Annotated in this window: 24 protein-coding genes and 1 riboswitch; of the genes, 11 read left to right on the top strand and 13 right to left on the bottom strand. The window is 70.8% G+C overall.

Annotation, left to right across the window (positions count from 1 at the left end):
• Positions 1-140 precede the first annotated feature (140 nt).
• From CITRI_RS0111550 to CITRI_RS0111530, 5 genes are all read left to right on the top strand, one after another.
• Positions 141-800 carry a GntR family transcriptional regulator gene (locus CITRI_RS0111550; RefSeq protein ID WP_010144975.1) on the top strand — a complete coding sequence of 220 codons (660 nt, stop codon included), beginning with the start codon at positions 141-143 and terminating at the stop codon, positions 798-800.
• 299 nt (positions 801-1,099) lie between these two features.
• Positions 1,100-2,923 (top strand): BCCT family transporter, encoded by a 1,824-nt coding sequence (locus CITRI_RS0111545; protein WP_010144974.1) that lies wholly within the window; start codon positions 1,100-1,102, stop codon positions 2,921-2,923.
• Positions 2,920-3,750 (top strand): creatininase, encoded by an 831-nt coding sequence (locus CITRI_RS0111540; protein WP_010144973.1) that lies wholly within the window; start codon positions 2,920-2,922, stop codon positions 3,748-3,750. The genes CITRI_RS0111545 and CITRI_RS0111540 overlap by 4 nt, the downstream gene beginning before the upstream one ends.
• A 127-nt stretch (positions 3,751-3,877) precedes the next feature.
• A complete protein-coding gene (locus CITRI_RS0111535; RefSeq protein WP_010144972.1) occupies positions 3,878-5,131 on the top strand; it encodes an aminopeptidase P family protein in 1,254 nt (417 codons plus the stop codon).
• Between the two features lie 128 nt (positions 5,132-5,259).
• Positions 5,260-6,054 (top strand): IclR family transcriptional regulator, encoded by a 795-nt coding sequence (locus CITRI_RS0111530; protein WP_010144971.1) that lies wholly within the window; start codon positions 5,260-5,262, stop codon positions 6,052-6,054.
• 73 nt (positions 6,055-6,127) lie between these two features.
• Here the strand turns inward: CITRI_RS0111530 and CITRI_RS0111525 are convergent, their stop codons facing one another.
• Positions 6,128-6,757, bottom strand: coding sequence for a GntR family transcriptional regulator (locus CITRI_RS0111525; RefSeq protein WP_010144970.1), 630 nt, complete (start codon positions 6,755-6,757; stop codon positions 6,128-6,130).
• A gap of 141 nt (positions 6,758-6,898) precedes the next feature.
• The gene (locus CITRI_RS0111520) at positions 6,899-7,522 is read right to left on the bottom strand and encodes a DUF4126 domain-containing protein (RefSeq protein WP_010144969.1); all 624 of its coding nucleotides are present in this window, start codon (positions 7,520-7,522) and stop codon (positions 6,899-6,901) included.
• Between the two features lie 168 nt (positions 7,523-7,690).
• On the opposite strand from CITRI_RS0111520, the gene CITRI_RS0111515 reads away from it, so the two are divergent.
• The 3 genes from CITRI_RS0111515 to CITRI_RS0111505 are packed head-to-tail and all read left to right on the top strand — an operon-like array spanning position 7,691 to position 9,821.
• Positions 7,691-8,191 carry a hypothetical protein gene (locus tag CITRI_RS0111515; RefSeq protein WP_010144967.1) on the top strand — a complete coding sequence of 167 codons (501 nt, stop codon included), beginning with the start codon at positions 7,691-7,693 and terminating at the stop codon, positions 8,189-8,191.
• Between the two features lies 1 nt (position 8,192).
• Positions 8,193-9,038: a bifunctional hydroxymethylpyrimidine kinase/phosphomethylpyrimidine kinase gene (gene thiD, locus CITRI_RS0111510; RefSeq protein WP_010144966.1), complete on the top strand. Its 846-nt coding sequence runs from the start codon at positions 8,193-8,195 to the stop codon at positions 9,036-9,038.
• A 45-nt stretch (positions 9,039-9,083) separates the two neighbouring features.
• Positions 9,084-9,821: a DsbA family protein gene (locus CITRI_RS0111505; RefSeq protein ID WP_010144965.1), complete on the top strand. Its 738-nt coding sequence runs from the start codon at positions 9,084-9,086 to the stop codon at positions 9,819-9,821.
• 18 nt (positions 9,822-9,839) lie between these two features.
• Here the strand turns inward: CITRI_RS0111505 and CITRI_RS0111500 are convergent, their stop codons facing one another.
• From CITRI_RS0111500 to CITRI_RS0111490, 3 genes are all read right to left on the bottom strand, one after another.
• A complete protein-coding gene (locus tag CITRI_RS0111500) occupies positions 9,840-11,084 on the bottom strand; it encodes a CynX/NimT family MFS transporter (protein WP_010144964.1) in 1,245 nt (414 codons plus the stop codon).
• Between the two features lie 306 nt (positions 11,085-11,390).
• Positions 11,391-12,605 carry a sensor histidine kinase gene (locus CITRI_RS17510; RefSeq protein WP_010144963.1) on the bottom strand — a complete coding sequence of 405 codons (1,215 nt, stop codon included), beginning with the start codon at positions 12,603-12,605 and terminating at the stop codon, positions 11,391-11,393.
• 11 nt (positions 12,606-12,616) lie between these two features.
• Positions 12,617-12,844, bottom strand: coding sequence for a hypothetical protein (locus CITRI_RS0111490; protein ID WP_141566082.1), 228 nt, complete (start codon positions 12,842-12,844; stop codon positions 12,617-12,619).
• A gap of 97 nt (positions 12,845-12,941) precedes the next feature.
• On the opposite strand from CITRI_RS0111490, the gene CITRI_RS0111485 reads away from it, so the two are divergent.
• The gene (locus CITRI_RS0111485) at positions 12,942-13,625 is read left to right on the top strand and encodes a response regulator transcription factor (RefSeq protein ID WP_010144961.1); all 684 of its coding nucleotides are present in this window, start codon (positions 12,942-12,944) and stop codon (positions 13,623-13,625) included.
• 111 nt (positions 13,626-13,736) lie between these two features.
• On the opposite strand, the gene CITRI_RS0111480 is transcribed toward CITRI_RS0111485, so the two are convergent.
• From CITRI_RS0111480 to CITRI_RS0111445, 8 genes are all read right to left on the bottom strand, one after another.
• Positions 13,737-15,017: a Y-family DNA polymerase gene (locus CITRI_RS0111480; protein ID WP_010144960.1), complete on the bottom strand. Its 1,281-nt coding sequence runs from the start codon at positions 15,015-15,017 to the stop codon at positions 13,737-13,739.
• A 43-nt stretch (positions 15,018-15,060) separates the two neighbouring features.
• Entirely contained in the window at positions 15,061-15,561 is a 501-nt protein-coding gene (locus CITRI_RS0111475; protein ID WP_010144959.1) for a LexA family transcriptional regulator, read from the bottom strand.
• A gap of 9 nt (positions 15,562-15,570) precedes the next feature.
• Positions 15,571-16,749, bottom strand: coding sequence for a thermonuclease family protein (locus CITRI_RS19670; RefSeq protein ID WP_010144957.1), 1,179 nt, complete (start codon positions 16,747-16,749; stop codon positions 15,571-15,573).
• Between the two features lie 82 nt (positions 16,750-16,831).
• Positions 16,832-18,031: a glycine cleavage system aminomethyltransferase GcvT gene (gene gcvT / locus CITRI_RS0111465; protein WP_010144956.1), complete on the bottom strand. Its 1,200-nt coding sequence runs from the start codon at positions 18,029-18,031 to the stop codon at positions 16,832-16,834.
• A 12-nt stretch (positions 18,032-18,043) separates the two neighbouring features.
• Entirely contained in the window at positions 18,044-21,046 is a 3,003-nt protein-coding gene (gcvP, locus tag CITRI_RS0111460) for an aminomethyl-transferring glycine dehydrogenase (protein ID WP_010144955.1), read from the bottom strand.
• Between the two features lie 146 nt (positions 21,047-21,192).
• A riboswitch (glycine riboswitch) is annotated at positions 21,193-21,313 on the bottom strand.
• Between the two features lie 161 nt (positions 21,314-21,474).
• On the bottom strand, positions 21,475-22,140 hold the full coding sequence (locus CITRI_RS0111455; protein WP_010144954.1) for a hypothetical protein: 666 nt from the start codon (positions 22,138-22,140) through the stop codon (positions 21,475-21,477).
• Between the two features lie 82 nt (positions 22,141-22,222).
• Positions 22,223-23,134, bottom strand: a complete 912-nt coding sequence (locus CITRI_RS0111450; protein ID WP_010144953.1) for an SDR family oxidoreductase — start codon at positions 23,132-23,134, stop codon at positions 22,223-22,225.
• A 134-nt stretch (positions 23,135-23,268) separates the two neighbouring features.
• A complete protein-coding gene (locus tag CITRI_RS0111445) occupies positions 23,269-24,420 on the bottom strand; it encodes an MFS transporter (protein ID WP_029139269.1) in 1,152 nt (383 codons plus the stop codon).
• 39 nt (positions 24,421-24,459) lie between these two features.
• Here CITRI_RS0111445 and CITRI_RS0111440 point away from each other — a divergent pair, with 39 nt between their 5' ends.
• Complete coding sequence (locus CITRI_RS0111440) at positions 24,460-26,019, top strand: TIGR01777 family oxidoreductase (RefSeq protein WP_010144951.1); 1,560 nt, start codon at positions 24,460-24,462, stop codon at positions 26,017-26,019.
• Positions 26,016-26,801: a PIG-L deacetylase family protein gene (locus CITRI_RS0111435; RefSeq protein ID WP_010144950.1), complete on the top strand. Its 786-nt coding sequence runs from the start codon at positions 26,016-26,018 to the stop codon at positions 26,799-26,801. Before CITRI_RS0111440 ends, CITRI_RS0111435 begins: the two co-directional genes overlap by 4 nt.
• The last annotated feature ends 128 nt before the right edge of the window (positions 26,802-26,929 follow it).

Below are 26,929 nucleotides of genomic sequence, written 5' to 3'. Positions count from 1 at the left end.
AGCCGCTGCGGTCTGCGCCATGTCTACTCCTCACGCTTGTGGATCTATTGTCGATAACTGATATATCAACCTGCAACGCAGACTATGATGGAGATCACAGGAGGTCAAGACCTCTCGCGAAAATGACGGATTGGAGCCTTATGAGCACCCAGGTCGACACCGCCCCCAGCGGCCTGTCCCTGGCCGAACAGGCCTACCGGACCATCCGGGACCGGCTGATCATGCTGGATATCGCCCCGGGAGAGCCGATCAACGAGGCCCGGCTCGCGGAGGAGCTCGGCTTCGGCCGCACGCCGGTCCGCGAGGCGCTGAAGCGACTCGAGATCGACCATCTCGTGGCGTCCTTCCCCCGCCGGGGCACCTTCGCCACCGCGGTGGACATCACGGAACTGGCCGCGATCTCCGAGGTGCGCCAGCTGCTCGAACCCCTCGCGGCCCGCAAGGCGGCCCTGAACACCAACGACCAGGTGCGGGCCGAGCTGCAGGACGTCGCGGAGGGCCTCGAGGCACTGGACGGCACCAGGTCCCGGCGCGAGCTGATGGAGTACGACCTCGAGGTGCACCGGCTGATCTACCGCGCCGCCGGCAACCACCACCTCCAGGAGTCGCTGACCCGCCTCGACAACCTCGCCACCCGCATCTGGTGCCTGGTCCTGGACCGCCTTCCCGCCGTCGAGGAGCACATCACGGAACACAGCGGGCTGATCCGGGCCATCCTTGACGGCGATGCGGAGAGCGCGGAGTCACTGGCCGCCGACCACGTGGGCCATTTCGAGCAGATGGTCCGCGCCGCGCTCTAGGCCCGTCCGCCACCCGAGGATCGTGCCCCCTCCCGCGCCGGCGGACTCGGGATCCGGCACGGCCCGACGGCCCAACCACGGCATAGACCCGCTTCTGGGCGTCCCCCTCGACGTTGCCGTGGACGAGCCTGCCGCCGACGATGAGGCTGAAGGGGGCGAGAGAACCCTTGACCGTGATCCACATCACTGCCAAACTCAATGCAACTCAGTTGCCTCGAGTGCAACAGTGACCTCGCCTTGACGGGGCCACGATTCACCCACCATCCCCCGGCCCCGCGCCGGGCTGATCAAGGGGCCTCATGTCCGAGCATCGTCAGTCTTCCACTGAGACGACCACCAGCGTCGCCGACCCCATTCCCACGACCCCCGACCAGGCCGAACAGCACCACGGGGCCGACCGGCCGCGCATGGTCGAGCTCCCCCGGTTCCGCGGCCGGGTCATCCCTCCACTGGACCGGGCGATCATCATGATCCTCCCCCCGGTGCTGATCATCGCCGCCGTCCTGGCGGTCACCATCAACCCAGAGGGTGCCGCTGCCCTGATCAACAGGCTGCGGACCTTCGTCACCGGCGGGTTCACGTGGTGGTTCGTCGCCTACTCCCTGATCGCCGTCGCGGTCTGCGCCTGGTTGTGCGTCAGCAGGGTCGGCAGGGTGCGGCTCGGCGGCCCCAAGGCCCGGCCCGAGCACAGCAAGTTCGCCTGGTACTCGATGCTGTTCGCGTGCGGCCAGGGCATCGGCCTGATCTTCTGGTCGCTGGCCGAGCCCATCCTCCTGCGTGAGGAGACCCCGGTCATCCCCACCGGGGCCAACCCCGGCGAGGGTGGCATCGTCTGGACCTACTTCCACTGGGGCCTGACCGCCTGGGCCATGTACTGCGTCGTGGCCGTCTGCCTGGCGTACTCCCACCACAACCTCGGCAAGACCCTGACGTTCCGCGAGGCGACCGTGGACATCCTGCCGAAGCGCGTCCAGCGCCCGGCCGGCGTCGTGGTGGAGCTGCTGGCCATCATCGCCACCGTCCTCGGCCTGGCCACCTCCTTCGGCTTCGCAGCCATGCAGTTCGCCTCCGGGGCCACCCAGGTCCTGCCGTTCGATTCCGGGCCCGTGGCCTGGGCGGTCATCATCCTGATCCTGGGCGGGCTGACCGCCGTCTCCGCCTTCCTGGGCGTGAACAAGGGAATGAAGCGGATCAGTGAGGCCAACTCGATCCTCAGCATCGTGCTGGTCGTCGGCGTCTTCGTCTTCGGCCCGACGGTCTACATCCTGTCGAACATGTCCCAGACCTTCGGCTCCTTCTTCTACCACTTCGTGCCGATGAGCTTCTGGAGCGGCGCCGAGACCTCCGGTGCTCCGCTCGCGGACTGGCAGGACAGCTGGAACGGCTGGTGGACCGTGTTCATCTGGTGCTGGGTCATCGCCTTCTCCCCCTTCGTCGCCGGGTTCATCGCCCGCATCTCCCGCGGGCGCACCATCCGCGAGTTCGTGCTCGGGGTGACGATCATCCCCTCGCTGATCGTCATGGTGTGGGTGGCCGTGATCGGCTCGGCCGGCATCCACTACGACAACGAGTCCGGACAGATCTCCGCCGACGCGGCCGCGGACACCTCCTCGGCCCTATTCTCCATGCTGGAGATGATCCCGTGGATCGGCACGCTGCTGATCATCGTGGCCACCGTCCTCGTGGCCACGTACTACGTCACCAGCCTGGATTCCGGGACCTACGCGCTGGCCGAGTTCGTCTCCGCCCCGAAGAAGTCCGGCCCGTGGTTCCGCGTGATCCTCGTGGCGAGCATCGCCACGGTGGCCCTGGTGCTGCTCTCCATCGGCGGCGTCAACGCGGTCGACACGGTCCAGACCGGCACGATCATCGGTGGCTTCCCATTCTCCTTCGTCATCGTGCTGATGATCGTCAACCTCATCCGGCGCCTGCGGGCCCGGGACGCCGAGACGCGCCAGCTCGAGAAGGACATCAACGACCCCGCACACCGGCCCGAGGATGAGCACTGCGACGAGCACGGCATCCCGCAGGTCGATCCTCGGCGGGGCGTCGGGCCCGGGACCCTCGTCCCCGCCCAGGACCTCAACCACCCCCGCCCCAATGGAAGGGACGCCCGCTCATGACCATCACCACCACCTCTTCCGGCGCGGTCCGCCTGGCCCATCTGGACGCCCACACCTACCGGGACTGGGTCACCTCCGGGCACGCCACGGTGATCCTGCCGGCCGGTGCGTTCGAACAGCACGGACCACACCTGCCCCTGGGCACCGACGCGACCCTGTCCACCACGATCGCCGAGGCGGTGGGCCGCCAGACCGGTGCGAAGGTCGCCGAGCCGTTCACCTACGGCTACAAGTCGCAGCAGAAGTCCGGCGGCGGCAACCACCTGCCCGGGACCGTCAGCCTGGACGCGGAGGCCCTCGTGGCCATGACGCGGAACCTCGTGACCGGGTTCCTGGGCCAGGGCATCCAGAACCTGGTGATCCTCAACGGACACTACGAGAACTACCAGTTCCTCTATGAGGGCGTGGACCTCGCCCTGCGGGACCTCGGCCTGGGATCCGAGGCGGGGCAATGCGTGCTGTTGCTGTCTTACTGGGACTTCGTCTCGGACGCGACCCTGGGCGCGGTGTACCCGGACGGCTTCCCCGGCTGGGACATCGAGCACGGGGGCGTCCTCGAGACGTCCCTCATGCTCCACCTCTGGCCGGAGCTCGTGGACATGGGCCGGGCCGTGAGCCACCCGCCGGCGGACCTGCCGCGCTTCGACCGCCTTCCCGTCGTCCCCGGCCGCACGCCCGCCACGGGCTGCCTGTCCGCACCCGACGGCTCTGACGCCGTCAAGGGGCAGCTGTTGTTCGACCAGGTCGTGGCGGACCTCTCCCAGGAGATCTCCGCCGAACTCGGCCTGTCCTCCGCCCGGGAAAAAGAAGTCCTCGCAACCCCTTGACGTGACCTGGACCACAGGTCACAATCAATGCAACCGGGTTGCATTCAATGCAACCGGCAAGACCCGACCAGACCGTGAAGAACCACGGATCCCACCGCCCTGCGGCCCCTGACCCAAGGAGATCCCCATGACGACCACCTCGAACGCCGTGAACTCCGTCTCCGAGCTGGAGCGACTGAAGACCCTGCACAACGGAGAGAAGCAGCAGCTGACCTTCTCCGACGCCGAGTTCGAGCGCCGCCTGACCGGCCTGCGCCAGATCATGGCCGAACAGGGCATGGACGCCGCGATCCTCACCAGCTACCACGGCATCAAGTACTACTCCGACTTCCTCTACACGACCTTCGGCCGCAACTACGCCCTGGTCGTGACCCAGAACGAGTCGGTCACGGTCACCGCCAACATCGACGCCGGCATGCCGTGGCGCACCAGCTACGGCGACAACATCGTCTACACCGACTGGAAGCGCGACAACTTCTACTACGGCCTGCAGGAGGCCCTGCGCCGCGCCGGCGTCTCCGCGCAGCGCATCGGCGTCGAGGACGACGCCCTGCCGCTGATGGTCCGCCAGCGCATCCAGGACGCGTTCCCCGGCGCCGAGCTGACCGACGTCTCCGTGCCCGCGATGCGCCAGCGCATGATCAAGTCCGCGGAGGAGATCGAGGTCATCAAGCACGGCGCCCGCATCGGCGACCTGGGCGGCGAGGCCATCAAGGCCGCCATCCGCGAGGGCATCACCGAGTACGAGGTCGCCCTGATCGGCACCGAGGCCATGACCCACGAGATCGCCCGGACCTTCCCCCACCGCGAGGTCCGCGACACCTGGGTCTGGTTCCAGTCCGGGATCAACACCGACGGCGCCCACAACTGGGCCACCACCCGCAAGCTGCAGCGCGGCGACATCCTGTCCCTGAACTGCTTCCCGATGACCTCCGGCTACTACACCGCCCTGGAGCGCACCCTGTTCCTCGGCGAGCCGGACGAGACCAGCCTGCACCTGTGGAACGTGAACGTCGAGGTGCACCGCCGCGGCCTCGAGCTCATCAAGCCCGGTGCCGTCTGCAAGGACATCGCCGCCGAGCTCAACGAGATCTACATCGGCTACGGCCTGCTGCCGAACCGCACCTTCGGGTACGGCCACTCCTTCGGCGTGCTGTCCCACTACTACGGCCGCGAGGCCGGGCTGGAACTGCGCGAGGACATCGAGACCGTCCTGGAGCCGGGCATGGTCGTCTCGATGGAGCCGATGATCACCGTGATGGACGGCGAGCCCGGGGCCGGTGGCTACCGCGAGCATGACATCCTGGTGGTCGGCGAGGACGGCGCCGAGAACATCACCAAGTTCGGCTTCGGCCCCGAGCACAACATCATCGACGCCTGACCCGCAGGACGATCCGCTCTCCATGAGGGGGTGGCCGGACCGGAAGCACTTCCGGTCCGGCCACCCCCTCTGCGCATCCGCCCACCCCTCCCCCGACCCGCACCCCGTCACCCGATCCGAGGAATGCCATGACCCCCGCATCCGACGCCCCGTCCGCCCCCGAGAACGGGGCCCGCGGCGCCTCCGTCATCGTCAACGTCCTGCAGGTCATCCGCTGCTTCACGTCGGACGAGCCACTGCAGGGCGTGACGGAGATCGCCGCCCAGGTCGGCCTCCACAAGTCCAGCGTGTCCCGCATCCTCGCCACCCTCGAACAGGAGCACGTGGTCGAGCGGGACGAGGCGTCGCGGAAGTACCGGCTGGGCCTGGGACTGATCGCCGTCGCCGGCCCCCTGCTCGCCAACCTGGACGTCCGCCGGATCGCCATGGAGGACCTGCAGACCCTGCGCGAGATCACCGAGGAGACGGTGGCGCTGGCCATCTGGGACGGCTCCGCGGCCGTGACCGTCGAGCAGGTCCCCAGCCCCCAGAAGATCAAGCACACCTCGGCCATGGGAAGCCGCTACAGCACCGGCCTGAGCGCCAGCGTCCAGGTGCCCCTGGCCCACATGGACCCGGACCACGTTCGCCAGCTCCTGGGCGACTGCCCCATCCGGCTCGACGGCCACGTCACCCCGGACCAGTACCTGGAGCGCCTCGCGGACGTCCGCCGCAACGGGTACGCGGTGAATTACGGCGAGACCTCCGATGATGAGGTCGGCGTGGCGGCCCCCGTGTTCGACCACCGGGGCGAGGTCGTCGCCACCATCCTGGTGGCGGCCCCGCGGTACCGGGTCCCCGAATCCGCCCTGCCGCAATTGACCCGGGCCTGCACCACTGCAGCCCGGCGCGTCTCCCAGCGCCTCGGGGCCCCCGTCAGCTGAAAGGCGCCCCAGCCCGGCCACCCGGCCCGCTGCGGTCTCGGAGCCGCGTCCGTGCGGACGGCGAGTGACCGCCTCAGTCCCGGGTGGACTCGACGATCGCCTCGGACACCGAGGCCAGGTGAGCCCGCATCGCCCGCGCGGCGCCCTCCGGGTCCCGGGCGCAGACCGCCTCGATGATGGCCAGGTGCTCCGGCAGGGACTGCTGGGACCGGCCGGGGCGGGCGGAGAGGCGGTACTGGAAACGCACGGCCTGGGCCCGCAGCCGGTCGATGGTCGCCGCGGCCGTTCGCTGGCCGGACACCCGGATGAGCATGCCGTGCAGGTCGGTGTTGCCGCGCGCGTAGGCCGACTGGTCACGGTCCCGGACGGCCGCCTCCATGGCCCGCCCGATGGCCCGCAGTTCCTCGGCCTGGTCGTCGGTGATCCTCTCGGCGGCCCGCGCGGCGCACAGCGCCTCGAGGGCGGCGCGCACCTCCACGATCTCGAGGGCCTCCTCCAAGGGGACCGAGCGTACCCGGGCACCGCGGTTCTGGATCCGCTCCACGAGCCCCTCGACCGTCAGCTCACCCAGCGCCGTGCGGACGTGCCCGCGGCTGGCACCGTAGGCCTCGGCCAGATCGGCCTCGACGAGCCGCTGGTTGGGGACCAGGTCCCCGGAGGAGATGGCCTCCCGGATCCGCGCGGCCACCTCCGCCGCGGTCACCGTCGTACCCGTACTGGTTCCGGTCGCCACTGATGCCTCCCCACTCGTCGGCCGCGATGGCCTGGATTGTCACCAATTTTGTCACACGTCCGGTGCGAGCGCTCCCCCGAGGACGGAGCGCACCGGGGGTCACCCAGCCGGTCAGACGGCGAAGTACCGGTCCTCGCGGCTCATCAGTTGGTCCCGGCGGCGACGGCGGAGGACCCACCGGCCGAGCAGCCACAGCCCCACCACGATCAGCACCAGCAGGATCCCCACGGCCACCGGGAGGAGCACCGCCGTCAGGGCCAGGAGGATGGACGCGGTGTCCTCCGCGGTGGACAGCACCGGGGCTGCGGCCCCGGCGGTGGCGGTGTTCGCGCCGGCGCGGGTGGTGGCCTTGAACAGGTGCACGAGCAGGGCCAGCCCCGCACCGACCACCACCGGGACCCAGGCCTCGCCGGCGAACAGTGCACCGGGGTCCTGGACGGTGACCGTCTCCGTGCCGACCCCGGAGGCGAACGTGATGCCGCCGGCGGCAGGCCGGATGACGGTCTGCACGGCGTCGTTGACGCTGTCCAGCACCGGGACCTTGTCCGCCACCACCTCCAGGACGAGCAGCGCCGCGAGGATCCACAGGGTGGCGTCGTGGGAGAGCCACTGCCAGGCGGTCGGCAGCTCCACCAGGGACGTGAAGCGGTCCAGCAGGCCCAGCACGAGCATGGGGATGTACGCGTTGAGGCCGGCGGCCGTGGCCAGTCCGGACCCGGTCAAGATCTCGAGCATGACTGCCCTCCGGTCGGTGCGGGGCGCGGCCGGTTCGGCCGCAACTCCGGTACAACGTCGCGCGGGCCGCAGAACTTCCCGGCCGGCGTCGTCGCCTGGAGCCACGGATCGGCCCCGACGGTAGACTGGCACGGCCCGCGCGCCCCCTGCCAGTTCTGGAGCCACCCCATGACGACCCCCATCCCGGTCAAGCCGAGCCGACGTCGGCGGAGCACGGTCCCCGCCGGGTCCCGCCCGCGCCTGAGGATGTCCCTGTACGGGTTCCTGGTCGCCTGGCTGGTCCCGAACCTGCTGATGGCCGCCATCGTGCTGGTCCTCAGCCTCGTCCCGGCCCTGCAGGCCTATGGCTCCCTGACCCCGCTGCTGAGCATCGTGGGGCTGGCGGGCATGGTCATCGGCCTGCCGCTGTGCCTGCTGGTCAACTGGCTGTTCCGGTTCAAGCTCAACCAGTGGATCCACGTGCTGGGCTACGCCCTGGTGGGCATGCTCTACGGCCTGGCCGTGCTGTTCTCCGGGGTCGGCGGACTCGTGCCCATGCTCATCCCGGTGGTCGGATTCCCGGCGGCCGTCCTGATGGCCCTGGGCCGCGCCCTGGCCCGTCCCCTGGTCACCGTGGTCCGCCCCGGGGACGACGCCGGCCAGGCGCCTGGCCCCGGGAACGGGGATTAACATGGTGCGCATGCCCACGACAGACCCGTACGACGTGCACAGCCCCGCTCTTGCCCTGACGATCGCCGGATCGGAGGCCACCGGTGGCGCCGGCGCCCAGGCCGACCTCAAGACCTTCCAGGAGCTCGGCGCCTTCGGCATGGTGGCCCTGACCTGCATCGTGGCGTTCGACCCCCAGGATGACTGGAACCATCGGTTCGTTCCCGTGGATCCCGAAGTCATCTCGCACCAGCTCGAGGCGATCCAGGCCGACTACGCCGGGCAGCTGAAGACCACCAAGCTCGGCATGATGGGGTCCCCGGCCACCATCTCGACCGTGGCCACCGCCCTGAGGACCCAGGACTGGGACCACGTGGTCCTCGACCCGGTCCTGATCTGCAAGGGCCAGGAGCCGGGCCACGCCCTGGACACCGACCAGGCCCTCAAGGCCGAGCTGCTGCCCCTGGCCACCTTCACCACGCCGAACCACTTCGAGTCCGAGCAGCTCTCCGGGATGACGATCGAGTCCCTGGGTGACCTGAAGGACGCCGCGAAGCGGATCCACGAGGTCTCCGGCGCCGCCGTGCTGGCCAAGGGCGGGGTCCGGCTGTCCGGTCCCGACGCCGTGGACGTCTACTACGACGGCGAGACCCTCGAGGTGCTGTCCGCCCCCAAGATCGGTGAGCACGCGGTGTCCGGCGCCGGTTGCTCACTGGCGGCAGCCGTGACCGCGGAGCTCGCCAAGGGCGCCGCTCCCCTGGACGCCGCCCGCCGTGCCAAGGAGTTCGTCACCGAGGGCATCCGCCAGCGCGTCGCCGGCAACACCCCCTTCGCCGCCCTCTGGCAGGGTGGCCTGCGGCAGTCCTGACGGTTTGAGGAATAGTGCGCCGATGATCCGGGGTTGTGCCTGGTTGTGAAGATCGAGATTTTTTCTGACGTCGGGTGCCCCTGGTGCTTCATCGGCAAGCGCCGGTTCGAGAAGGCGCTGGAGTCCTTCGAACACCGGGACCAGGTCGAGGTGGAGTGGAAGAGCTATCAGCTGGATCCCTCCCTGCCCGAGCGTGATCCCCGCAGCGAGGTGGACTACCTGGTCCAGACCAAGGGCATGCCGCGCGAGCAGGTGATCCGGATGCTCGCGCACGTCACCGACCAGGCACGCGGCGAGGGCCTGGAGTACGACTTCGACAACCTCGTGGTCGCGAACTCGTGGAAGGCCCATCGGGTCATCCAGCGCGCCAGGGCCGAAGGGCTGAGGACCGCGGAGGCGCTGGAGGAACAGCTGTTCCGGGCCCACTTCGAGCAGGGCCTCGACATCGGCGACGAGCAGGTGCTGGTCCGGCTGGGCACTGCCGCGGGACTGACGCAGGACCACGTGCACGAGGCCCTGACCGAGGACCGGTGGGAGGCCGCCGTGGAAGAGGACGTGGCCACGGCCCGCGCCCTGGGAGTCACCGGCGTCCCGTTCTTCGTCCTCGGCCGCACCTACGGCATCTCCGGGGCCCAGCCGACCGAGTTGTTCACCCAGGCCCTGCAGCAGGTCTGGTCCGAGTTCCAGCCCCTGCGGATGGTGCAACCCGTGGCCGCCGGGACGGGGACAGCCGTCGGTGCCGGTCTCGACGGCCAGGCCTGCGGCCCCGAGGGCTGCGACTGATCCCGCGCCGGGGTGGTGTCAGCCGTGGTGGCGGAAGTCCAGCCCCAGTTGCCGTTCGGACAGGAAGCGCGCGGCCAGCAGGACCCCGAGCAGGGTCGCAGCGCCGGTCATGATCCACGAGTAGTGCCAGCTTCCGGCCGACGTGGCGATGGCGGCGAGGATGATCGGGCCGATGAAGTTCGCCCCGTTGTAGATCTGGACCATCAGGCCCACGACCGCAGCGGGTGACCCGTCGGGCGGAGCGATGTCCACGGCGATCCGGTTCAGCGATGCCGGGATCAGGGCGCCGACCCCGGAGAACAGGGCGACGGCCACGATCTGGACGGCAAGCCCGCCGCGCACGCCGCTCCAGTCCGGGGCGAAGGTGATCACGGAGGTCACCCCCATCGTGATGAGGCCGATGAGGATCAGTCGACGCATCGGTATCCCGTGCTGGTGCAGGCGGCCGGTCACGATGTTGCCGACGCCGTTCAGGCCACCGACGATGGCGGTGACGATGCCGGGCCACAGCCCTCCGACGCCGGCCTCGTCGAAGATGGTGGGCAGGAAGCCGATCACCGAACCCCATTGCAGGGTGTAGCAGGCGAACACGAGGCCGGCGATCCAGGGCGTGGAGGTCTTCACGGTGGCCAGCACCCGACGCGCGGCCAGGCGCACGTTGGCCTCACGCCCCGCCGGCGGCGGGGCGACGAACACCAGCAGCAGGGGAATCGTCGCGGCCGTGATGACGGCCATGGTGACCCACCAGGCCTGCCAGCTCACCGTGGTCAGCAGCAGGGTGGAGGTCAGGACCGCCAGGAACGTGGCGATGCCCTGGAAGGCGGCCCACCAGCCCAGGGCGATGTTCGCCCGGGCGGGGTGCGCCGTGAGGCGGATCAGCGGCGGCGCGACGACCGTGGCCATCAGGAAGCCCACGCCCTCGAGCGCGCGCGTGGCCATCAGGAACCCGGTGGAGTCCGCGAAGGCCCCGGCCAGGGACCCTGCCGTCAGCAGCGCCATGCCGATCAGAAGCGTCCGCCGCAGTCCGATCACCTCGGAGAACAGGGAGACGCCCAGGCCCAGCAGCATGGAGCCGACCTGGACGATGCCCAGGAGCACCCCGGATTCGACGAGGGTCATGCCCAGGTCCTGCTGGATGTAGGACAGCGCCTCCGGCAGCTTCCAGATGTGCATGGCCGCTGCCACGCCGGCGATGACGATCGGGACCCACGAGGAGTGAGCGCGCACCGGATGTCCGGCGGAGGCGCCAGATACGGCGTTCATTCCAGCCACTTTAACGCTGGGCCGCGATCGGCCGACGTCATAATCGGACCGGCACGATTCGGCAGACGTACTGGTCAGGGCCGGTGTAGGTGCGGAAGAGGGGCGTTAAACACCTGAGAGGCGGTGGCATGGCCACCGCCTCTCAGCGGATTATAGGTTGGTGGGCCCGTATCCCCCCGGGCTGATTCCACCGTCCTGATCCGTGTGCACCGTCTCATGGGGCCCCTTTAGGTTATCCGCGAGCCCTAGCGCGTCACCATTAGACCTTTGGCTAGACTTTCGGCATATAATGTGACCCATATCACATCAAGCGGCGGCTTCCTGCAGGGGCACCTCAGCCCTGACCCGCCACCAGCTGCCGTCCCGCTGTGAACTCATGGTCCCGCCGAAGGCATCGACCCGGTCGCGCATCCCGATTAGGCCGCTGCCGGAGGAGTTCCAGCCGGCCCGGGCCGGCGCACCGCGGACGGGAAGCGTGTTGTCCACGGCGAGTTCCAGCCGGTCGTCGTTGACGCGTATGCAGATGCTGCACTGGCCCCCCTCCGCCGCATGCTTGGCCACGTTCGTCACCGCTTCCTGCAGGACGCGATACAGGGCCGTCTGCACGCTCCGCGGGATGTCCTGGTCGAGCCCTTCCGTAGTGACACGCGTCTCGATGCCCAGCCCCTCGAGCATGCGGCCAAACTTCACGGCGCCGTATTCGAGGTCCAGGGCGGCCGCTCCCTCACCGAGTTCGATCTGTGCAGCCACTTGGTCTTCGGCGACGAGTCCCTCCGCCTGGAGCAGGGACAACATGCGGCGGAGGTCTGCCAGTGCTTCCGTGGCCGAATGGCCCACCACGTCCACGGCGTGGCGCGCGGCCTCATCCGTCCCGGCGTACTGTGCAGCGCGCGTCTGCATGGAGATGATCGTCAGGTTGTGGGCCACGATGTCGTGGAGGTCGCGAGCCAGGGACTTGCGCTCCTCCTGCGCCGCCTGCGCCGCTCGCTTGGTGGCCTCCGCGACGCGACGACGGTCCTGCTCTCGTCGGTCCAGAAGATAGCCTCCTGTGCTCCCCACTGCCCACGCTGCGATGACCAGCGGAAGAACAACCCACAGCGCCTCACCGTCCGTACGCGAAGTGAACGGAATCAAGAGGGTCCACACCACAGCGACACCCAGGGCCGTCACACTGAAGCTTCGTGTAGCAGTAGCAGCGACGACGCCAAGCATGAGAGGCAACCCCAGGGAAGGCAGCGCTTGCTCGTCGAAAACGTGCCCCGCGATCAGTGCGGGAATCAACGCAGCGAACGCATAGGTCGACCGGGTCCACAGGACGTAGAAGGCCAGGCTCGTCAGGACGTTGACCAGCAGTCCTTCCGAATCGACGTTCTCCGATCTCCAGATGGCCGTCGCCGCATCCGAAACCAGAGAGAAAGTCACAAATAGGGTGATCAGGACCAATATGGTCTTGTTCAGAGGCCGCGCAGACCAGAAACCGGCTGGCCCCAGGAGGGGGCCAGCCGGCGTGATGGTGTTCATAGGACCCTATTTCAGCAGAAGAAGCCCCAGAAACCGCACCAGTACGACTTGGCACCTGCACCAGCGCCCAAGGTGGAGATCTCTCCACCGGACTTGTAGGTGGGATCGACCTGGAGCTGGTGGGTGGGGGGCAGCACGACAGCTTCAGAGGTTGAGGTCTCCACGGCAGCGGCCGGGGAGACGATGAGGGCGGACGAGACGAGCACAGCGGCCATCGAGGCCATGAGAGGGCGTTTCATGTCTCCATTATCAGGGTCTGACTAGCGGTTTACCAGCGTGTCGGAGAAATTACAGGCTCTTCAAAGGTCTGGGGTGAAGGAAGGCTACGCTGGGGCCATGCCCGACCGCAATATCGCAGTGCTCATCGTGGACGACCAGCCGCTCATGAGCGGTGCCCTGAAGTTGCTCGTCGAGAACGCGCCCAACATGCACTGCGTGGGTGTCGCCGCCAACGGCGCCGAGGCCCTGGAGGCCTGCCAGGCCACCCACCCGGACGTGGTCCTCATGGACATGCAGATGCCGGTCATGGGGGGCGTGGAGGCCACCGCGCGCATCTCGGCGGAGTTCCCCGAGACCAGCGTGCTGGCCATCACCACGTTCACCTCAGAGCCGTACCTCGTGCCCGCGCTGCGTGCCGGCGCCGGCGGGTACCTGCTCAAGGACGCCGCGCCGGAGACGATCGTCAGCGCCATCCGCAGCGTGCACCGGGGCGAGTCGGTCCTCTCCCCCGCCGTGACACGCAAGCTGCTGTCCTCCATCGAGGACGACCGGCCCGCCCTCAGCAACGGCGCGAAGCCGGGGGACCCGGACGGCTCCGAACTGACCCCGCGGGAACTGGACGTGCTGCGGATGCTGGCGCGAGGCCGGTCGAACACCGAGATCGCGGACGAACTCCACATCTCCGAGTCGACCGTCAAGGCGAACCTCACCAAGATCCTGGACAAGCTCGAGGTGCGCGACCGCGTGCAGGCGATCATCCGGGCCGCGCAGTTGGGCCTGGTCACGCTGTCCCTCGACTGATCAGCGACGTCCCGCCTGATCCCGACACCCCGCCTCGTCCCGGTTCCCCCGCTCGGGTCCCGGCCCGCCACCTGGTCCGATTCCCGTGGCGACCCCTGGGCCGGTCAGCGCTCACGCCCTGACCACCGGCAGGTCCGAGAACCGGGTGGTGTACTGCGGCGAGGCGAACTCGCGCCGCATCGTCCACGATCCCTGCTCACTCAGCCCGCCCTGGCCCAGGCCGATCGACGTCCCGCCGAACCGGTTGCGCACCCGCTCCAGCACCGCCTCGAGGTGCCGGTCCGGTTCCTGGTCGCCGAAGCCCGCGAGCATCTCCTGCACCGTCCCGGCCGGCTCCAGCCCGGTCAGCATCACACCGGCCCGGGTGTACGGCACGCCCTCAGCGATCACGGAGCGCATCGCGCGCACGGCCGAACGGGTGATGGTGATCGGGTCCGCCGTGGCCCGTGACAGTGCCACGGCGCGGGACACCGACCCGTCCGGCCCGGTGAACCTGGAGGTCCCGGCCGTCACGGTGACCATCCGGGCCTGCTGGCCCTGCACGGCCAGCCGGGCGGCGGCCCGCTGGGCATAGACGTTCATGACGTCGTCCATCTCGTCGGCGGTGGTGACCGGCCGGGAGAACGAGCGGGAGAAGATGACCTGTGCCGGACCGGCGTGCTCGTCCACGTCCGGAACGCTCGGCGTCCCGTTCAGTTCCAGCACCGTCCGTTCCAGCACCACGGAGAACCGCGACCGGATCCAGGCCGGGTCCGAGGCCCTCAGCTCCGCGATCGTGCGAATGCCCAGCCGGTCCAGTCTCTCGCCCGTCTTCCGGCCCACGCCCCAGGTCTCGGTCGCCGGCAGTCGGGACATCAGCGCCTCCACCGCCCCGGGCCGCGCGGACACGGAGAACACCCCGCCGATCCGGTCGTCGTCCGGGTTGTTCTTGGCCACGTGGTTGGCGAACTTCGCCAGCGTCTTCGTGGGCGCGATCCCCACGCACCCCGGCAACCCGAGGTTCCGCTGCACGGCCGCGCGGATGTGCCGCCCGGCCTCCACCGCCTGTTCCGGCGTACCGCTCAGTCCGAGGAAGCACTCATCGATGGAGTACACCTGCTGCCACGTCCCCCACCGGCCCAGCAGTTCCATCACCCGGGCGGACATGTCCCCGTACAGCTCGTAGTTCGACGACCGGGCCACCAGGCCCCAGGCGGAGGCCTGCGGGGCGAGCTGGAACCAGGGCGTCCCGGTCCTCAGCCCCAGGGCCTTGGCCTCCGGGGACCGCGCCACCACGCAGCCGTCGTTGTTGGACAGCACCACCACGGGACGCCCCTCGAGCCGCGGGTCGAAGGCCCGCTCGCAGGAGACGTAGAAGTTGTTGACGTCCACCAGCGCCATGGCCTGGGTCATCGCCCGCCTCCGTCCCGTTCCGCCCGGATCCGGTGCGCGGCCCTCACAACCGGTGCAGGCAATACGTCGCCACGCCCCAGACCCGCAGGCCCTCGGGACCGGAGGACGGCAGCACGACCGGGGCGGCACCGTCGTCGGACTCCAGGATCACGGTTCCCCGGCCTGCAGCCGACCGGACGTGCGAGCCGAGCACCGCGGGAGGGGCATCCACCGCGGGTCCCGGGGTCACGCCGTCGAGCGCCAGCCGGCGCACCACCAGCTCACCGTCGAGGACCGCCACGACCACCGACCCGTGGCGCGGGGTGGCGGCCCGGTCCACCACCAGCTCGTCGCCATCACGGATCCCGGAGGCGGCCATCGCGTTGCCGGCCACCCTCATCAGGAAGGTCGACGTGCGGTCGCGGACCAGTTCGCGGTTCAGGTCGATGCCACCGTCGAGGTAGTCGCGGGCCGGGGACGGGAATCCATGGGCGCGCAGCGCGTGCTGTGCGGCGGGTCCCGACGCCGACCCGCGGCCGGGTGCCCCGGGCGGCGGGATGGACATGACCGGGCCTCAGTCCTCGCGGGCGGGGCCGGACGATTCCTCGTCGTCATCGTCCGCGGAGGGGCGGGACGAGGAGGGAGAGGAACTCGGCTTCGACGGGCTCGGGGATGCCGAGGCACTCGTGGAGGGCGTGGGGCTGGAGCTCTCCTCCGCCTTGCGGCGGGCCTCCTCCTCCTCGGCCCGGCGTCGTTCGTCCTCCCGCGCGGCCTCGCGGGCGGCCTCCTGACGGGCCGCCTCCTGACGGGCGAGCTCGGCCTGCCGGGCAGCCTCCTGGCGGGCGAGCTCGGCCTGCCGGGCGGCCTCCCGCTGGCGGGCGAGCTCGGCCTGCCGTGCCTCCTCGCGCTGGCGCGCGGCCTCCTCGCGCTCACGGGTCAGCAGGACGCCGCGGGTGGTCTGGAGGGAGGCCAGCTCGGTCTGCGCCTGGGTCAGGGCCTCGTCCAGCCGTTCCCGCAACCGGGGCACGTCCTCCCCCCAGGCGAGCGAGGAGAGGGAGGTCCCCTCGGGGTCGATCGTGGCGAACACCTTCTCCGCGGTGACGCCCTCCTCAACGGCGGCCGCGACCGCCTCGATCTGCTCGTCGGCTTCCGCGGCCGAGGACGGCCCGCCCTCCGGCAGCTCACGCAGGACGTCGACCACGGGCGCGACCCTGCCGGGCAGGGTGCAGTCCACGGACGGGGAGTACAGGCCGGCCTCCTCGGTGCGGGCCGTCTCCTGAGCCTCCTCCAGGTCGGCCCCGAGCTGTCCCATCGGCTGCTCGCGCACCGGCACGGCCAGCCCGGCCTCGACCTGGACGACGTTGATCACCTGGCCGCCGGAGCGTGCCAGCACGAACCGGGTGTCTCCGGGACCGTCCACGTACTGCACCTGGATGGAGTCACCGGGTTCCAGCATTCCGGACAGGTTCGTCGTCGACTCCTCGGCCAGGCAGTTGTCCAGGGTGGTCTTCTTGCCCTCGGGAGCGGTCAGGGGCGCCTGCACGCCGGCCAGGGTCACGGTCTCCTCAGTGCCGTCCATGTTCACCACGATGGTGTGGCCGTCCACGACGCGCACCACGTTCCCGTAGGACTGGGCGGTGCGGACGCCCTTGACTGCGCTGAGGACGGCCAGGGTCAGCAGCAGGGCCGCGAGCAGCACGAACGCGATGATCCCCAGGACGGAGATCCGCCCGGCGGTTCGCTGTTGAGTCATGGTCTTCCTGCGGTGATGGGAGGGCCGGGACGGGGGCCCGCTGGCTCAGCGAAGTCTAGCAAGCGGGACCCCCATCCCAGGCTCAGTCCTGCCGACGGTAGAACGGCAGCTCCACCACGGTGAACGGCTCGGCCTTGCCGCGCAGGTCAACGGCCACTTCGGTGCCCGGCTCCCGGTGTGCCACGTCCACCCGCGCCAGTGCGATCGGGTAACCCAGCGTCGGGCTGGGGATCCCGGAGGTGACCTCGCCGATCCGGTTGCCGTCGCCGTCGAGCACGGCGTAACCGGCCCGGGCCGCGCGGCGGCCGGCCGCCCGCAGCGCCACGATCGCCTGGCCGGAGGTCGTGCCGGTGCCGGCCTCGCGCGCGGCGAGCAGGGCGTCACGGCCCACGAAGTCCGTCTCCTTGGACTTCAGCGGCACGGCCATCCCGGCGCCGGACTCCGAGGGCAGGTGCCCCAGGTCCAGTTCATTGCCGTACAGCGGCATGCCGGCCTCCAGCCGGAGCGAGTCCCGGCTGGCCAGGCCACACGGCAGCACCTCCACGCCGGCCTCGGCGCCCGCCGCGGACAGGGCGTGCCACACGGCCGTGGCCGCGGCCGACAGCTCGTCGCGGTCGGCCACCGGACCGATGATCAGCTCGAAACCGTCCTCGCCCGTGTACCCGGTGCGTGCCAGCAGCACGGGCACCTCGCCGGTGCCGGTGCGCACGGTCACGGTCCGCGCGGCGTAGTACTTCAGCTCCGGCAGGGCCGCGGCCTGATCCTCCGGCAGCACCAGGGACAGGATGCGGGCCGCCTCGGGACCCTGGATGGCCACCAGGGCCGTCTGCGCGGACTCGTTGCGGACGGTGGCCTCGAAGCCGACGGAGCGCTCGGTCAGCGCGGCCGCCACGGAGGAGGCGTTGCCGGCGTTCGGCACCACCAGGTACTCACGCGCGGCGTCGTCCTGGCCGTCGTCCAGCCGGTAGACGATCAGGTCGTCCAGGATGGTGCCGGCCTCGGTGCAGATCAGCGAGTACTTGGCCCGCCCCGGCGCCACGTTGGAGACGCGCGCGGTCAGGGCGTAGTCCAGGGCCTCGGCGGCCTGCCGGCCGGTGACCCGGACCTCACCCATGTGGGAGAGGTCGAACAGCCCTGCCGCCTTGCGCACGGCGTGGTGCTCGGAGAGCTCCGAGCCGTACTTCAGCGGCATCTGCCAGCCGCCGAAGTCGGTGAACGTGGCCCCGGCCTCGGCGTGGACGGCGTGCAACGGGGTGGTGCGGAGGTCTTGGTTCGGTGACATGACGGTCTCCTGTCAGTGGGAAACGGAGGACGAGGACTCGACGGCGTCGGCCACGGCGGTGGGGTTCGCCGCCTCCTTGGCCTCGTCGGCGACGGGCTCGAAGGACTCGACCGGCGGGCAGGAGCAGAACAGGTTGCGGTCACCCCACGCCCCGTCGATCCGACCGACCGGGGCGAAGTACTTGTCGACCCGCAGGCTCTCCACCGGGTAGGCGGCCTGCGAGCGGGGGTACTCCCGGTCCCACTCGTCAGCGGTGAGCACCGAGGCGGTGTGGGGGGCGTTGCGCAGGACAGACGCGTTCAGCGTCTCCGGCGTGGTGGCCTCCATCTCGGCGTGGATGCTGATCATCGCGTCGATGAACCGCTCGATCTCGGCCAGGTCCTCGGACTCGGTGGGCTCGACCATCAGGGTCCCCGCCACCGGGAAGGCCAGCGTGGGGGCGTGGAAGCCGTAGTCGATCAGGCGCTTGCAGACGTCCTCGGCGGTCACCCCGGTGCGGGCGGTCAGCTCGCGCAGGTCCAGGATGCACTCGTGCGCCACCAGCCCGGTCTCACCCGTGTAGAGCACCGGGAAGTACTCGCCCAGGCGCTTGGCCACGTAGTTGGCGTTGAGCAGGGCGTAGCGGGTGGCATCGGTGAGCCCCTCCGGGCCCATCAGGTACAGGTAGGCCCAGGAGATCGGCATGACGCCGGCGGAACCCCAGGGCGCCGAGGTGATCGGCTCCTCCCGGCTGGGCAGGAACGGGACGAGGTGCTCGGCCACGGCCACCGGGCCGACGCCGGGGCCGCCGCCGCCGTGCGGGATGCAGAAGGTCTTGTGCAGGTTCAGGTGCGAGACGTCGCCGCCGAACTTGCCCGGCTGGGCGAGGCCGACCAGGGCGTTGAGGTTGGCCCCGTCGATGTACACCTGGCCGCCGGCCTCGTGGACCTTGCGGCAGACCTCGCGCACGTCGGCGTCGTAGACACCGTGGGTGGAGGGGTAGGTGATCATGATGGCCGCGACCTGCCCGGAGTGGGCCTCGATCTTGGCGTCCAGGTCGGCGCTGTCGATGGTGCCGTCCTCGGCGGTCTTGACCACCACGACCTTCAACCCGGCCAGCACCGCCGAGGCGGCGTTGGTGCCGTGGGCCGAGGCCGGGATGAGGCAGATGTCCCGCTCGCCCTCACCGTTGGCCAGGTGGTACTTGCGGATGGCCAGCAGGCCGGCGTACTCACCCTGGGAACCGGCGTTGGGCTGCACGGAGACCCCTGCGTAGCCGGTGATCTCGGCCAGCTTCTCCTCGAGGTCCGTCAGCAGGTAGCGCCAGCCCTCGGTCTGGTGGTCGGGCGCGTACGGGTGGATGGAGCAGAACTCGGGCCAGGAGATGGACTCCATCTCCGCCGTCGCGTTGAGCTTCATGGTGCACGAGCCCAGCGGGATCATGGTGCGGTCCAGGGCCAGGTCGTACCCGGAGAGGCGCTTGATGTAGCGCAGCATCTGGGTCTCGGACTTGTACGTGTTGAAGACCGGGTGGGTCATGTACTCGCTGGTGCGCTGCAGGGACGCGGGGATGTGTCCGCTGGCCCGGCCGGCGTCGGGTGCCCCGGTGTCCCCGGACTGCCCGCTCCCGGCACCGGCCGGGAGGGCCTCCGCGGGGGCGCCGAAGGCGGACAGCACCGCCAGCAGGTCCTGGTCCGTGGTGGTCTCGTCACAGGAGATGCTGACCGTGCCCGCATCCACGAGGCGCAGGTTCACCCCGGCCGCCTCGGCGGCGTTGACCACGGTGCGGGCCAGTCCGGGCACGGAGACCTGCACGGTGTCGAAGAAGGACTCGTGGTTCAGCGTGAACCCGGCGGACTGCAGGGCTGCGGCCAGCCGGCCGGCCTGCCGGTGGGCGTGCTCGGCGATGGCCCGCACGCCGTCCGGGCCGTGGTAGACGGCGAACATGGAGGCCGTGATCGCCAGGAGGGCCTGGGCGGTGCAGATGTTCGAGGTGGCCTTCTCGCGGCGGATGTGCTGCTCACGGGTCTGCAGGGCCAGGCGGTAGGCGGGCCGGCCGGCCGCGTCCTGCGAGACGCCGACGAGTCGGCCGGGCAGCTGCCGCTCCACGCCCTTGTGGACGGCCATGTAGGCGGCGTGCGGGCCACCGAAGAACAGCGGGACGCCGAAGCGCTGGGTGTTGCCGACGGCGATGTCCGCACCCTGCTCGCCCGGGGGGACGATGAGCGCGAGGGAGAGCAGGTCGGCGGCGATGGCGACCATGCCACCGCGCTCCTTGGCCTGGGCGATCACCGCGGAGTGGTCGTGGATCCGGCCGGAGTCCCCGGGCTGCTGCAGCAGGATGCCGCACAGGCCCTTCTCCTCCAGTTCGGCCCCGAGGTCCTCGGGCAGGCCTGCGGAGAGGTCGGCGACGCGCACGTCCAGGCCGAGGGCGCGGGCACGGCCCTCCACCACGGTGCGGGTCTGCGGGTAGAGGTCGGCGTCGATCAGGGTGATGCCGTTGGCGTTCTTCCGGTTGGCCCGGTGCATCAGCAGCACGGCCTCGGCGGCGCCGGAGGCCTCGTCCAGCAGGGAGGCGTTGGCGATCTCGAGGCCGGTGAGGTCGGCGACCATGGTCTGGAAGTTCAGCAGGGCCTCCAGACGGCCCTGGGAGATCTCCGGCTGGTAGGGGGTGTAGGCGGTGTACCAGGCCGGGTTCTCCAGGACCTTGCGCAGCACCACCGGCGGGGTGACCGTGTCGAAGAAGCCCTGGCCGATCATCTGGGTCTTGACGATGTTGCGGTTGGCGATGGCCCGCAACTCCTCCAGGACGGCGGCCTCGGTCCGGGCCTCGGGCAGGTTCAGGGGCTCGTGCTGGCGGATGTCCGCGGGCACGGCCTCGTCCACGAGGGCCTCCAGGGACTCGAAGCCCAGGGCGGCCAGCATCGTCTCGGCGTCCGCCTGGCGGGGACCGATGTGACGGCTGGTGAACGGGGCTGACGCGGTGTCGCGCGGCTCGTGGCGTTGACCGGTGGACGGGGTGACGATGGCGTTCATGGGTTCTCCTCCAAGGCGCTTCTCGGGCGCGGATCGGTACCTCCCCGCTCTGTCATCGACCTGAGAGATTCCGCACGTATCTGGAGGATACGTGCTTGCACCGTCGGTGGCCGAGGCGTTGGGGGCCTGGCACTTTCCAGAGACGCCGACCCTGCGCGGTACGTGGGCCTGAGAGATTCTCGGGGAGAGATTGCTCCTTCGGCGTCCGGCGCCGCCGGGTCCGGAGGCCCGGATCCTGCAGCACCGGCACTCTCCCGCGCGGGAGATGTGGCGTGGCACCAGTGTGGCACAGCCGCACCGCCGACGTCCCCACGAGTCGGTGGGTGCGCCGCGCCCTCACCCTTCCCACAGGTCAGGGTCCTGCCGCGGCAACGGTCATCGGCGTCACCGTCGATGCTGCGTGGCCTCACCGTCGACGCCCCGGCCCCTCAGGTGGACAGGGCGTCCAGGCTCTGGATGAACCGGGACAGTACGGCGCCGTCGAACGGTTCGGGGACGCTCCTGAACCTCAACTGGGGGATCTCGTGCTCCACGTCGCGCCGCAGCGCCTCGATCTCCGCCGCCCACTCCTCGCCCGCCCTCTCCCGTGCCTCATCGTCCGGTTCGTCCACCGGGTGGAGGTCGTCCTCGGCGTCCATCAACGCGAACGTCGCTGCCACGGCCCGGGCGCGCTGTTCCTCGGTGTCCATCGGATAGGACGGATGAGGGAAGACGTCCCGGGCGTCCACCGCGTCGGCCAGCCCGGTCAGCAGGTCCAGGACCACCGCGTCCTCGTGGTACTCGGTGATCACGCAGCACCGGGGATCGTCCTCGGTGTAGATCTCGACCATCGGGCCCATCTCGTCGCCCTCCGGAAGTGGTCCCCCGAGTTGAAGGTCCACGACGAACCGGTGCGTCCGGACGGCGTCGCCGCCCGGACGGCCCGGATCGACGGTGTCCTCGATCGTCGCCACGGCGAACCGGCCGCTAAGCCAGTCCCGGTCGGGGACGTAGTCCTCCACCGGGGACCACGTGATCCGGCCGGACTCCGTGGCAGTCCTCAGCCGCCGCAGGATCTTGATGGCGATGGGGGCCTCGAGCTCGTTCCGCTGCATGATGGGGCGCCGATCGTTCGTCGGGGAAGTCCCGGGTGGTGGAGACGTCCCGGAGGGTCCGGGCCCGTCCCCCGGAGGGGTCTCAGAACACCGGCAGCCCGCCGGTCACGCCCAGCACCGTGCCGGAGACGTAGCTCGCCTCGGCCGGGTTCGCCAGGAACACGTAGGCCCCGGCGAGCTCGGCGGGCTGGCCGATCCTGCCGAGCGGGGTGTCCGCGCCCATGTGGGAGACGGCCTCGGGGGTCTTGGTGGCCGGCTGCAGCGGCGTCCAGACCGGTCCGGGCGCCACCGCGTTCACCCGGATGCCCTTCGACCCGAGCTCACCGGCGAGGTTCGCGGTGACGTTGTTCAGCGCGGCCTTCGTGGCGGCGTAGTCGATCATCGTCTCCGAGGGCTGGTAGGCCTGCACCGAGGTGGTGTTGATGATGCAGTCCCCGTGGGACAGGTGCGGCACGCACGCCCGGGTCAGCCACAGGGTGCCGTAGAGGTTGGTCCGCACCGCCCGGTCCAGGTCCTCGGTCCGCAATCCCTCGATCCCGGGCTCTCCGCGGGCCCAGTGGTAACCGGCGTTGTTGACCAGGATGTTCAGGCCGCCCAGCCCCGCGACCGCCTCCTCGGCGATCCGCCCGCATTCCTGCTCGTCCCGCAGGTCCCCGGGTACGGTCACCGCCGTGCGTCCGGCCTTGTCGATCCAGCCGACCACGTCCTGGGCGTCCTCCTCCTCCTCGGGGAGGTAGTTGATCGCCACGTCGGCACCCTCCCGCGCGAAGGCGATCGCCACGGCACGACCGATGCCCGAGTCACCGCCCGTGATCAGGGCCTTCAGCCCCTCGAGCCGGCCCCGCCCGACCCAGCTGGACTCCCCGTGGTCCGGCACCGGGTCCATGGGGGCGGTCAGCCCCGGCGGTTCCTGCTGCTGCGCCGGCATGGTCCCGTCCTGCCCGGCCATCGACTGCGCATGCCGCGCCACCTGCGGGTCCTCGTGCTGCGTCATCTCACCGCTCCGTCCTTCGCATCGGCCGGCCCCGTGCCGGAGCCTCCTCCGTCACCGTAGGCGGGTGCCGCGGCCGGGCGAAACCCCTACGCCTCCCGTGGGGGCTCCCGTGCCATGCCCCCAGCCTCTTGCGTTCAGCGCCGCCGCGACCACAGGGGGAGGCTGGCCGCGATCAGCAGTCCGGCGACCCCGGTGAACGTCGGCCCCGATCCCAGGAAGGTGAACCCCAGCCCACCGAACAGGCCGGCCAGGCCCAGGCCGCTGTCGAAGGTCATGTTCCACCCGACGCTGGCCTGACCGCGACTGCCGGCCCGGGCGAAGGCCAGCACCAGGCTGGCGGACTGCACCGCCCCCACGCCCAGCCCCATCAGCACCAGGCAGGCGGCCAGCGCCCACCCCGGGGGTACCAGTGCCACGGTGACCAGCCCGAGCACGGTCATGACGATGCCGACGGTGTACACCGTGCCCGGATTCCCCCGGTCGGTCAGCGCACCGGCCACCCAGCGGCTCACCACCGCGGATGCCTGCATGGTGGCGATGAACAGGGCGGGATGGGCGGTGTCCCCGCCCGGGCCGAAGGCGATGACCAGTCCGTAGGCGCACATGCTCACCAGGAAGGGCAGGAGCACCGGGGCGAGCGCGGACCAGAAGGATCCCGACGCGCGGTCCTCCCCCAGGGCGGGCAGCGCGGACGGCCGCGTCTCGGGCACCGAGGACCGGGAGGGGACGAACCGCAGCGCGGGCAGGGCCAGCAGCACCGCCGCGGCGGCGAACCCCCGGAACGCCTCCGGTGGCACCTGGGCGCTGAGCCACAGCCCCCACGGCGCACCGGCCGCGGCGGCGGCGGCGGTCATGGCCCCGAACCGTCCCAGCGCCCGGCCGACCCGTTCCGGGCTCGTGACGGCGGGCACGGCCGCGGTCGCCAGGACCACGAGGACCCCGAACCCGCCCCCGACGGCCACCCCCGTGGCCAGCAGGCCCGCCGCCGGGTCCGGCACGAGGACGGCGGCACCGTGCCCGGCCGCCATCAGCAGCAGGGACCCACCGATCGCCCGGCGCGGCCCCAGGCGCCGCTGCACCGCCGGAGCCGCCGGCTGGACCGCGATGACGCTGAGCATCATGACCAGCAGCAGCGCGCCACCGGTGACGGAGGACAGGCCCCGCTCCACGCTGATCGGCACCATGGTCGAGTAGCTGAGGAAGAATCCCGAGAACCCCCACAGCGCGATCCACATCAGGCCCAGCAGGGCCGGGGATCCTCGGGTCAGGGATTTCTGCGCGCTCATGCCCTCACCGTAGGCAGGGCTCAGTGCAAGACTGACCCCATGCCTGTCTTCGAGCGTCGTGTCCACCTCCCGTTCAGCCGGCGTGACGTCTTCGCCTGGTTCACCCGCCCCGGCGCCCTGGTCCGGCTCACGCCCCCGTTCGCCGGTTCGGTCCGGCGGGAACCGGACGGGATCGACGTCGGCGCCGAGGCCCGCTTGGGCATCGGTGCCCCCGGGTCGCTGGGCCTGGGCCTGGAGTCCGCGGCTGGCCTGGCGCGCACCATCCTGCCGGTCAGCCTGCCCGCCTGGCTGGCCCCGGAGGTGCCGTGGACGGCCCGGCACACCGCTTTCGAGGACGGGACCATGTTCCGCGACGAGATGGCCTCCGGCCCCCTGCGTTCCTGGGTCCACACGCACACCTTCGAGGACGCGGCCCCCGGCGAGGCGGACACCACCGACGGCTCCCCCGGCACCGTGATGGTGGACCACATCGAGTACGAGTTGCCCGGTACCGTCCTGTTCGGCCGCCTCGGCCAGCCCGGGCGCTCCACCGGGCACTGGACGCAGGACCACTTCGAGGCCGAGCTGGACCGCCAGTTCGCCTACCGGCATGCCCAGGTGCGCGACGACCTGGACTTCCACGCCCACCATGGCAGCGGCCAGGCCCTGACCATCGCCGTCTCGGGGGCGAGCGGACTGATCGGCACCCAGTTGACGGCCCTGCTCACCGGCGGTGGCCACCGGGTCATCCCGCTGGTGCGGCCCGGTAGCACCACCTCCGGGAACCGGGGGCCGGCCATCTCCTGGGACCCGGCCTCCGGCAACCTGGACCCGGACGCCCTGCGGCAGGCCGACGTCGTGGTCAACCTCTCGGGGGAGAGCATCGGCGGCCGGATGACCGAGGCCCACCGCACCGCGGTGCTGCGGTCCCGGCTGGACACCACCGGGCTGCTTGCCCGCACCCTCGCGGACCTCGCGGACGACGGCCGCACCCGCACGCTGGTCAACGGCTCCGGGGTGGGGTACTACGGGGCCGACGCGGGCGCCGGACCGGACGGCGACGGGCTGGACGAGACCGACCCGGCCGGCACGGACTTCCTGGCCGAGGTCTGCCAGCAGTGGGAGCAGGCCACCGCCCCGGCGGCCGAGGCAGGGGTACGGACCGTGCTGGTCCGCACCGGACTGGTCCAGACGCCGGCCGGCGGCATCCTCCAGCAGGTGCTGCCGCTGTTCCTGGTCGGCGCCGGCGGCCCGATGGGCACGGGCGGGCCCTTCGGCGGCACCGGCCGGGACCCCTGGCAGAGCTGGATCTCGATCGACGACATCGTGGGGTTGTTCGCCCACGCCGCCCTGTCCGGCACCCTCACCGGTCCCGTCAACGGCGTGGCGCCGCATCCCGTGCGGGCCCGCGAGCTCGCCCAGACCCTGGGCCGGGTCCTGCACCGCCCGTCGGCACTGCCCCTGCCGCCGGTGGCGCCGCGGATGGTGCTCGGCGAGGAGGGCAACCGCCTGCTGGTGGAAGCGGACCAGAAGGCCCGAGCGGACAAGGCCCGGGCCGACGGTTACCGGTTCCGGCACCCGGACCTGGAATCGGCCCTGCGGCACGTGCTGGGGCGGTGAGCGAGGTGGGTGACGGGACGGAGCTGGACGATGTGAACGACCCCACGAGGGGACCCGCCGTACCGCCGCCGCTGCCGGCTGTGCCCGACGCGGACTGGTCGCGGGTGCTGTGCGTGGTCGCACACCCGGACGACATGGAGTACGGCACCTCCTCCGCCGTCGCGACCTGGACCCGGCGGGGAGTCGAGGTCTGCTACCTGCTGCTCACCGCCGGGGAGGCGGGGATGGCCGAGCCGCCGGAGGTCGTCGCGCCGCTGCGGGCCATCGAACAGCGCACGGCCTGCGCGGCGGTGGGCGTGACGGACCTGCGCATCCTGGGTCATCCGGACGGGATGCTGGAGTACGGACTGGCCCTGCGGCGGGACGTCGCCCGGGTGGTGCGCCAGGTGCGGCCCGACGCGGTGGTGACCGCGAACTTCGACGTCGAGGCCTACGGCGGGTTCAACCAGGCCGACCACCGGGCCGCCGGGCTGGCCGTGGTGGACGGCGTCCGGGACGCGGCGAACCCCTGGGTGTTCCGCGAGCTGGCCGAGGACGAGGGCCTGGCCGCCTGGCATGCCGGCGGGTTGCTGGTGGCCAACCCCGCCCAGCCGACGCACGTGGTGACCGTGGACGAGGAGGCGGTACGGGCCGCCGTCGCCTCCCTGAACAGCCACGAGGCGTACCTTCGGCACGTGGCGGACCACCCGAGGCCCGAGGAGATGATCCCGGAGATCCTGCGCGCGGGCGGTGCGGCGGCCGGCACCGAGTATGCCGCGGCCTTCCGGTACTACGGGCTCTGACGGCCGCCGGCCGGCCGCCCGGCACGACGAGGGCCGGGGGCCACCCGGGGCCCGGGACGCTCGACGCCCCGGGGATGACGGCGACGTAGGATCATGGGCATGACTTGCGGCATCCAGCACGCCGGGGA

Source organism: Citricoccus sp. CH26A (assembly GCF_000224415.1).
GTDB lineage: Bacteria > Actinomycetota > Actinomycetes > Actinomycetales > Micrococcaceae > Citricoccus.
This window is presented reverse-complemented; position numbering and strand designations above follow the sequence as displayed.